Origin of the sequence: Paracoccus sp. PAMC 22219 (genome assembly GCF_000787695.1) — a bacterium.
Lineage (GTDB): Bacteria > Pseudomonadota > Alphaproteobacteria > Rhodobacterales > Rhodobacteraceae > Paracoccus.
Genome location: NZ_BBPH01000123.1, coordinates 1 through 1,183 on the forward strand (window position 1 = coordinate 1; position 1,183 = coordinate 1,183).

Annotated in this window: 1 protein-coding gene and 1 pseudogene; one reads left to right on the forward strand and one right to left on the reverse strand. The window is 67.0% G+C overall.

What is annotated here, in order from left to right; all coding sequences use genetic code 11:
• Nucleotides 1-814, reverse strand: a pseudogene (gene mobQ, locus TY51_RS24580) (MobQ family relaxase); the annotation flags it as partial.
• A gap of 155 nt (nt 815-969) precedes the next feature.
• Here mobQ and TY51_RS13640 point away from each other — a divergent pair.
• Nucleotides 970-1,183 (forward strand): hypothetical protein (locus TY51_RS13640; RefSeq protein WP_042250325.1); only part of this gene is annotated, 214 nt, incomplete at its 3' end.

Here is a 1,183-nt window from a genome sequence, read left to right on the forward strand (position 1 = left end):
AGCTCCTGGGCGACGCGGGCCACCTCGACGGCCTGTTCCTTGATCTCCCGCCAGACCTGGACAGCCGCCACCTCAATGCCGCGCTCCTTGAGCTGCCACGCCCCCGCGGAAAGCTGCGGCAGGGGCTGACGGTCCAGCGAGACGGCCCGAACCGTCTCGCGCAGGGCCTCGGCCTCGTCGCTGCGCTCCCGGGCCTCCTGGGCGCGTGCCTCAGCCTCGACGCGCTGCGCCTCCAGCGTCCGGTGATCGACGCGGGTCTCGGCACCACAGCGCTCCAGGGCGTGGTTAGTGTCCCGGGCCCAGGCCTCCCGCCAGCCCTCCAGCAGTTCTTTGGCGTTCCAGTCCCGGTTCTGGTGGTGAACCCCTCCGGTCCGATCTCCCGGGTGGTCAGCAGGATATGGGCATGGTGGTTGCGCTCGTCCCCCTCACGCCCGGGGGCGTGCAGGGCGATATCGGCCACCATGCCCCGGTCTACGAATTCGCGCTGGCAGAAGTCGCGGACGAGTTGCAGCCGCTGCGTGGCGTCCAGCTCGCAAGGCAGGGCCACGCGGATCTCGCGGGCGACCTGGCTGTTCTTGCGCGTCTCGGCCAGCTCCACCGCGTTCCACAACGCCGCCCGGTCCTGCACCCAATCGGGGGCATCCGCAGGCGCGAGGGTCTCGACGTGATCGACCCCGCCGCGGGCGCGGTAGTCGAAGGCAAGGCCGGTGCGCTGATCCACGATCAGCTCGGCGCTGCGGTACGCTGCCGCCGCCGTGGCGCTGCGCCCGGCGGAGCGGGAGATCATCGTGGCCCTGAGATGATAGATCGCCATACGCGCGCTGCACTATGCTAAGGGTTCACGGGAAACGCAGGTGTTCCCTTGCCCACACAAACGCGCAGCGTTTGTATAAGTGGGCACTTCGTGTCTTGCACCCTACGCTTTGGGCATCCAAACTTGCAACCATTGAGCGACCACAGGATTTCAAAATGCCCAGGACCATTGACCAGCAGATCGCCGAGGCGCAGGCCAAGCTGAACCGCCTCAAGACCCGACAGAAGGCCAGCGATACCCGCCGAAAGATCATCGTCGGTGCCATCGTGACCACAGAAGCTTTGAAGGACCCGAAGATCGCCAAGTGGATGGCGGCCACCCTGCGCAAGAACGCCACCCGCGACGTCGATCAGAAAGAGATCGCCGGAC